Origin of the sequence: Leptospira alexanderi serovar Manhao 3 str. L 60, from assembly GCF_000243815.2 — a bacterium.
In the GTDB taxonomy this organism is placed as follows: domain Bacteria; phylum Spirochaetota; class Leptospiria; order Leptospirales; family Leptospiraceae; genus Leptospira; species Leptospira alexanderi.
This window is the reverse complement of the sequence record NZ_AHMT02000016.1, coordinates 144,570-152,287: the sequence shown is the minus strand read 5'-3', so window position 1 is coordinate 152,287 and position 7,718 is coordinate 144,570. Positions and strand designations below refer to the sequence as shown.

At 37.4% G+C, this 7,718-nt stretch carries 3 protein-coding genes and 3 pseudogenes; 2 read left to right on the top strand and 4 right to left on the bottom strand.

Translation table 11 applies throughout. The annotated features are described in order from the left end of the window. Window positions 1-595, bottom strand: a pseudogene (locus tag LEP1GSC062_RS25785) (YceK/YidQ family lipoprotein); the annotation flags it as partial. 22 nt (window positions 596-617) lie between these two features. Continuing rightward, window positions 618-1,133, bottom strand: coding sequence for a hypothetical protein (locus LEP1GSC062_RS25780; protein WP_020983599.1), 516 nt, complete (start codon window positions 1,131-1,133; stop codon window positions 618-620). 1,005 nt (window positions 1,134-2,138) lie between these two features. Between LEP1GSC062_RS25780 and LEP1GSC062_RS05620 the strand changes: the two are divergent. Next, a pseudogene (locus LEP1GSC062_RS05620) lies at window positions 2,139-3,285 on the top strand (IS110 family RNA-guided transposase). 178 nt (window positions 3,286-3,463) lie between these two features. Here LEP1GSC062_RS05620 and LEP1GSC062_RS05615 read toward each other — a convergent pair. Both LEP1GSC062_RS05615 and LEP1GSC062_RS05610 read right to left on the bottom strand, forming a co-directional pair. After that, the gene (locus LEP1GSC062_RS05615; protein WP_020983633.1) at window positions 3,464-4,117 is read right to left on the bottom strand and encodes a hypothetical protein; all 654 of its coding nucleotides are present in this window, start codon (window positions 4,115-4,117) and stop codon (window positions 3,464-3,466) included. A 47-nt stretch (window positions 4,118-4,164) separates the two neighbouring features. Next, the gene (locus tag LEP1GSC062_RS05610) at window positions 4,165-6,789 is read right to left on the bottom strand and encodes an ankyrin repeat domain-containing protein (RefSeq protein ID WP_167324061.1); all 2,625 of its coding nucleotides are present in this window, start codon (window positions 6,787-6,789) and stop codon (window positions 4,165-4,167) included. A gap of 315 nt (window positions 6,790-7,104) precedes the next feature. On the opposite strand from LEP1GSC062_RS05610, the pseudogene LEP1GSC062_RS05605 reads away from it, so the two are divergent. Then, window positions 7,105-7,506 (top strand): annotated as a pseudogene (locus tag LEP1GSC062_RS05605) (DUF1564 domain-containing protein); the annotation flags it as partial. Window positions 7,507-7,718: the final 212 nt, after the last annotated feature.

Below are 7,718 nucleotides of genomic sequence, written 5' to 3'. Positions count from 1 at the left end.
GAAGAGAAGTTTCCTCTTTTACCGTAATTTCTTGGTTTCCTAGTTTGTATATCCATTCCTTCCGTTTCAAAATGTGATTTGGATCCCAGCCCGTCTGAAGTAATTTTTCCACTAAATCAGGATATTTTAATATATGCTGTATGTTTGTTTCGTGCAATTGATCTAAAGGAAAACTGTCCGCATCCTTTAGATTTTTTACGATGATATCTATGGATTGGCGATTTTGACTTTTGTATGCGGCCACAAATAGATTTAGAGCGGACTTTGCGCTTTCCATCGGAAACTCTCGAAATGCCCTTTCAAGTAGGGGAGGACGATAGGCGATGACACCGGAAGAAATGGCGGAGATCCACGCCGTGCGTTTCCATTCTTTTTGCAGTTCCGGATTTTTTTGCAGGAATTTGTCCAGTTCCGATAAAAGTTCGACTCGATTGTACCAAAACTCTGAAAATTTTTGAGTTTCCGCTTTATTGAAAGAGTAATAGGGATCATGAAAGGGATCTTGAAATTGTTTGTATTCTTTTTCAGAATATCTTTGAGCAATTGGCTCAAACAAATCAGAGGTTTCTTTTCTTTCGGAAAATTCTTGAAGCACTTTTTTTAATACTTTAGGATTTTCAATGAGCACTCCCGAGGAAAAAACAAGTTTTCCAAACTACATCATAGTATCTTTTTTCTAATATAGGATCTTTTCGAAATTCTTCATAAAGAGTATATACAACTTCAAGCCGATCTCCTGGATTAAGAATCTTAGGAACAATCTTTCTGTAAGTTGTTTGTGTAGAAAAAAAAGAGGCCATGTAATCTATGATCCCGATTTTATGAGAATATAAATCGGACCTCCATTTATGTTCGTAAGGGAGTAAATCCTCTTGTTGCAAGAAATTGATCTTTTTTTCAAGGGCGACAACATCGTATAACTTTAAGAATTTTTGAAGAGCCGCTAAATCGTTGGTGGCAAGAATCGACTTCAAAGCATTATAAGGCGGATTTTGATCTCGGAAGGACGTTACCCTTTGTTCGTATTTTCCATGATACCAACCACTGGACCAAGGTCTGCCTGACTTTACATAAATGAAATAGGGAAGAGTTCCCGGTAATAGAACCGTATCCGCAATCAGACAAAGAGGCAAATCAATACACGAGCAAGCCAATATTCAAGAATACCCAAATTCCCTTGCTCTGGAAACTTACCAGGTAAGGATGTATTCGGTTAAAACGAAAAGTGGTCCAAGCAAAATATCGAAACGTTACTTAAGGTTCCTAAGTATGGAAAGTAAGCTTCGTCCGAGTTACTACTGCTATTCGCTGATTTCATATAAGTGAGCGTTAGACAGTTTAAATTTAAAACGATTAAAAGTGGGATAATAGTTTTTCGAATCATAAAGAAGCCTGAGTGTTTGGTTTCGAATCAATAATTCATAGCGGGAATTTTACTTTGATATTGAAATCCATTTTAAATTAATATGACTTAGGTGCAAGAAAATTAGAGTTATTGAAAAATTGCTATTTCCTGAAAGTAAAATTGTTTAAATCGCCCGATTCATAAAATATAAAAGTACTGTCCCAAAACTCAAAGCAATTGCAGCGATTCGCGAGATTCTGATAAAATCGGATGGTTTTGGGACAAGCTCTAAGCCAATTCAAGAATTTATTTTTCAACTAAGATGAATTCGACGGTTGAAAGTTTGGGCGAATAAGAAACTAAAGTGCAACGATTCCCTGCCGAATGATCCATAGATTAGTATGATTCTTGGACGTAAGACAGTTCCGAATGTGATATTCTTGATTCGACGGAGTCAAGAAGGCCGGTGGCAGATTGATCGCTTCTGATGAACTCAATTTCACTCCCTGAATTGCGCCCCTTAGGAAGCAATTCACAGTATTCAAGTAAAGTTTAATGGAACTTAGCAAACACCTTCCTATGGGTCGGTGTTTAGGTCGTTCGATAGGGCTTAGACCCCGGTCCATAGATAAATCTAAATCGGCCACCGCAAACCAAAGTGTGGCGGCTTAACAAAGTCGACCGCGAAGGAAACTCAACATCTCACTCCCCACGGGTCGTTCGATGGGAGTGCTGGTGATATCACCGGACTTTGTTAAGACCTTCCGCCCTCTGTCATTTTAGGAGAAAAGAAATGAAAAGTCAAGATGGCAAATATGTAGGAATTGATTGTGGAAAGAAAACTTTAGAGGTTGTTCGAATCAATTCGGAGAACTCGCTCGAACGTCGACAATTTAGTACAACAGAAAGTGGTATTAACAATTTACTAAAATGGTTAACCTTGAATGATATAGTCGGTCTGGGTTTTTCAGCTACGCTGAAAGCTAACACCAACGCTTCGCTGGCTTTTAGCAATCTCGCTCTCCATGGATCGCTCGATTGGCTCTCAATCTTTTAGAATCGCAAAATCAATATTAAACAAAGGGATTCAAGTAATTGTCCTGAATCCCGGAGACTTAGCAACAATCTATCAATCTTTAAAAAAGACCGATAAAGAAGACAGTTTAAAAATAGCCAGGCTCATTCAACGTTTTCCAATAGAAGAGTTACCGGTTGTTCCAATTCCAACTGACGAAGAGGAAGACAATCGAAGACTTTGCACGGAACATGAGAACTGGACAAGACAACTAACGCAAGGCAAAAATCGACTTCATAGTTTATTCACTCAAGCAGGTTTGACTGAAATTACCAAAAAGCATTTGCGAATAAAAGCATCCAGAGAAGCTTCCGTAACTCTACTTCCTGATCGATACAAAAGAGAAGCAGAACGAATCTTAAAAGTTTTAGATTTAGTCGAACTAAATCTAAAACTAATAGAAGAAGAAATTAAAGAGGCTCTGAAAAAAAATCAGAGTTATGTTCAAACGATCATGTCCATGCCTGGGATCGGTATGATTACTTCTTTGGCGATCATGAGCTATATGGGTGATTGTAAACGATTCTCTTCGGCTAAACAAGCCGCTTACTATGTGGGCTTAGTTCCGAGTGTTGATATTTCGGGAGATACGGTTCGATACGGAAGAATTGTATCTCGTGGTTGTCATGCAATTCGAAGAGTAATTGTTCAAGCGGCCTGGAGTCTGGTTCGATGTCAGCATGGCGGAAAGATAAAAGAATTCTATCAAAGGTTATACCTTAAAAAAGGAGCTAAAAAATCGATCATCACTACTTCACGCAAAATGATCGAAGTTCTTTATTCAATGATTCGAACGGGAGATCTTTTTGATTCTATGCCTGAAGAAGTATGGAATCGAAAATTAGCTCAATATGGTCTTATGTAAAAAAATAGCGGGAGGGCTTGACACAAGAAACATAGGAGAAGTGAGGCATCTATTTCAATTGATCACTCTCTGAACTCAGTGAAACGCTCTCTAAGGATCACGTTTCAGGTCGTTCGATAGGCGCAGTTTCAGATCGCAACATAATAATCGCTTTCATATTTGTTATACCGAACTCACGTTAAAAAATATAGATTTTTTGAATCTTTTGTTTCAGATAGAACGTTTTGTCGACTGGGTTTTCCGGAATAGAGGGATTCTTTTCCACACAAAATTTGATCCCACGAAAAGAATGTTTGAATCCATATCTTATACATAAATAAAGTTTTTCCTCAATATTCCAAGTCGCATATTCTCCCGATATATCTGCCGCTTTTCCATAGATATCCATCACTTCTTGTAATGTACTTTTTCCTAATACGATTCCTTTGGAGGTAATTGCCAAAAAGGGAGGTTGTATTTTTATTTCGCGTATTTCTTCTCTATAATCGTCGAAAACAAAGGAAAGCCCCAGAGATTCGTAGTGTATTTCTATAACTTCATCATTAAAGTGATTCCTAATATATTGATTTCCGAATTTAGATTCCACGTCTCTAAATTGAGTTTTATCTATAACTAGGTCTAAAATTCCGACTCCATCTTTGATCGTTACAAGCGGGGAATTAGGAGCGCTGGTTTGCTTTCGTTTTTCCGAAATTTTTTCCTCTTGGAAATTCTGTTTTTTCAATCCTTCAACCACGTAGATTCGTCTGTCAAAATCGTTGAATTTGGTTCTACAACTAAATCCCAACAAACAAAAGATCCATAAGAATTTTTGAATATTACTTGGAGTCATAAGCAGAAAAGTTCCATTTATTATTGTAGAATTTTATTCACTCTAAATCATCGCCGTTGACATACGTAAGTCCCGAATCCTATTTCTTTTGAATCGGGTGTAAGTAAATTTTTATCGGCTCCGGAAGCTTTTAAAATTTGGAGAAGCCTTTTATCCGAACCCGAGATAAAATTTAGAGGATAGATTGAAACGGTTTTTTGAGTTTTCCCCGAAATTATTTCCGTAGAAAGATTTGGATTTGCTCCATACTTCAGAAGCAATTGAACCAATCTTTCCCTTCCGTCCCAAGAATTGCGCGATGCCAGAGCTGTCAGAAGCAATGGGCAACCGGAAGGAACAGTATGTTCTTTTTTACCGAGAGAATTCGGATTCATTCCTTTCTTTAAAAATAATTCTAAAATTCTAGAATCACCCAGCAGAAAGTTTACGTACTCGCTCGAAAAATTTTGATAATCATTTCCAGAAAAGTATTTCAAAGCGACTTCCGCTGACTTTGGATTTCCACAAACTAGAGAAACGGCCACTATTTTCTGTTTCAGACCCGTTTCCATTTTAGAATCCTGTTTCATCAAAAGTTCTAAGGCGCTTCCATGTTGTACTAAATTCTCCAAGTCGAATCCGGACCAATCAATCCTATCTCCCGATAAAAGTTTCGGAATTTGTTCGGAAAAAATCGGCTCTTCCCAAAAGGCTCCGTTCTTTTTTAAGTTTTCCAAAAAAGATCGTTTCAAATCTTCATCGTTTCGGATGGAATTGTAATATATTTTTTGAATTTCGACCGCTTCCGCGTATTTTCCCGAGGCCCAACACTCTGGCCAATATTCATATTTGAAATGTACTTTCGCGAGAGAAGATACGCTTCCTAAAAGACTCGTTTTATCGGATCCAGATCTACCTTCTCTAGGAATTTCCGTAGGCACAATATATTCTTTTTGAAGTCGATACATTTCTTTTTCCATGGGAACAAGATCGATACCGGCTAACGTTTTTTGAAAGTCTCGAACATTTTGGTTTTCCGCATACGATTTAAGAACTGAATAAATAGGATATTTTGTATGAAATTCTTTTAAAGGTCCTTCTGTTAGGGTCTTCTGTTTGAGAGACTTTTGTGTATCATCGAAATTGTTGGCTCTTTCTAGTTTTTTTTCGATGCCATCGCCATCCTTCGGATAAACCAAACGATATTCTTGTTTGTAATGATCGTATTGTTTTACTCCTAAATCAAGTTTAGCGCCATATTTCAATAAAATCCGAATCGTTTCCATCGGAACGGAATCGTTTTGTATTGAAAGGATGAGAAGAGAGGTTTCCTCTTTTTCAATAAATTCTTTTCCTCCTCTAAATTTGCGTTTTTCCCATTCCAAAATCAGATTTGGATCCCAACCGGTCTGAAGAAGCTTTTCTAGTAAATTAGGATATTTTAATATATGCTGTATGTTTGTTTCGTGCAATTGATCTAAAGGAAAACTGTCCGCATCCTTTAGATTTTTTACGATGATATCTATGGATTGGCGATTTTTACTTTTGTATGCGGCCACGAATAAACTGAAGCTTGATTTTGCGGTTTCCATGGGAAACTCTCGAAATGCCCTTTCAAGTAGGGGAGGACGATAGGCGATGACACCGGAAGAAATGGCGGAGATCCACGCCGTGCGTTTCCATTCTTTTTGCAGTTCCGGATTTTTTTGCAGGAATTTGTCCAGTTCCGATAAAAGTTCGACTCGATTGTACCAAAACTCTGAAAATTTTTGAGTTTCCGCTTTATTGAAAGAGTAATAGGGATCATGAAAGGGATCTTGAAATTGTTTATACTCTTTTTCAGAATATCTTTGAGCAATTGGCTCAAACAAATCAGAGATTTCTTTTCTTTCCGAAAATTCTTGAAGCACTTTTTTTAATACTTTAGGATTTTCAATGAGCACTCCCGAGGAAAAACAAGTTTTCCAAACTACATCATAGTATCTTTTTTCTAATATAGGATCTTTTCGAAATTCTTCATAAAGAGTATATACAACTTCAAGCCGATCTCCTGGATTAAGAATCTTAGGAACAATCTTTCTGTAAGTTGTTTGTGTAGAAAAAAAAGAGGCCATGTAATCTATGATCCCGATTTTATGAGAATATAAATCGGACCTCCATTTATGTTCGTAAGGGAGTAAATCCTCTTGTTGCAAGAAATTGATCTTTTTTTCAAGGGCGACAACATCATATAATTTTAAAAATTTTTGAAGAGCTGCTAAATCGTTGGTGGCAAGAATCGACTTCAAAGCATTATAAGGCGGATTTTGATCTCGAAAGGACGTTACCCTTTGTTCGTATTTTCCATGATACCAACCACTGGACCAAGGTCTGCCTGACTTTACATAAATGAAATAGGGAAGAGTTCCCGGTAATAGAACCGTATCCGCAATCAGACAAAGAGGCAAATCGAATACACGAGCAAGCCAATATTCAAGAATACCCAAATTCCCTTGCTCTGGAAACTTACCATGTACGGGCGAAAAGATTAAAAGTGGGTAAAACAAAATAATCGAAACGTTACTTAAGGTTCCTAAGTATGGAAAATAAGCACTACTATCTGAGCCGTCAAGATTCGCTGATTTCATATAAGTGAGCGTTAGGCAGTTTAAATTTAAAACGATTAAAAGTGAGATAATAGTTTTTCGAATCATGTTTGTATTAGTGGGAGATGTGAAAAGGCGGTCAAGTCATTTGAAATTTACTAATTGAACGTGCAGAAACCCTCTCACAGTATTTTGGCTTGTGGTGTTTCAAAGAATATTTACACTTTCCATGGCAATAGCTTTTGATTCATGTTATACGGCATTTCAGTTTTTTTCAGGGACGATCAAATAGTAGTTAGGACTTTATGTCTGTAAATCGAAGTGGGAGATCCTACTTTTTTCGTTCCGCCAACTTTTGACAAGATTCCTAACTTTTTTTCGTTTCAATGGTTTTTTCTGCAATTGGAAAGAACCGGTTTGAGTATGGGGAAAATCTTTTTAAATACGGATCAAAAAATCCAATCTGCTTTAGTTGAATCCAGAATGGGAGTAGAGACCATTCTTTTTCCAAAATCGTATTGGAACACTTTAACTGTCGAACAAAGAAAAGCGCTTCCGAAACGGATTCTGCCTCTTCTCAAGAGATACCAAAAGTTCATGTTATCGAAAAGAAGGATCAACCGCAAAGCCGGGAAAACATTGTATCAAAAAAGTCAAGGGATGGTTCGGGTGAATATGAGAATCGATTCTAAAACTTGGGTTCTTCTCGGTGTGCTTTCGGCAACTCACGGTGTTTCCAGATGTTTTATGGTAAACTATCTTCTCTGGTTGGAAGATTCGAAGGTCGGTGATTCTATTGATAAAGCTTTGAATGTGGGATGTCCATTTTAGTGGATAGGAATTCTTCTGTAAAAGTAGGATCTCCTGAATTACAAAAAAACATCTGATCCCTAAAACGTAGGAACTTCCGTATTACAGAAAAAATACCCTGACATCTGGCTCCTATTCACTGATTCCTAGTATGTAAAGTCCTAAACCACTATTCACTAATTCCTATCCACTAGTACTGGCACCTCAATCTCGTCAAAAACGAGATT

Coding starts and splice junctions, on each gene's coding strand:
- LEP1GSC062_RS05610 (WP_167324061.1), bottom strand. CDS start 6,789: ATGATTCGAAAAACTATTATCTCACTTTTAATCGTTTTAAATTTAAAC.
- LEP1GSC062_RS05615 (WP_020983633.1), bottom strand. CDS start 4,117: ATGACTCCAAGTAATATTCAAAAATTCTTATGGATCTTTTGTTTGTTG.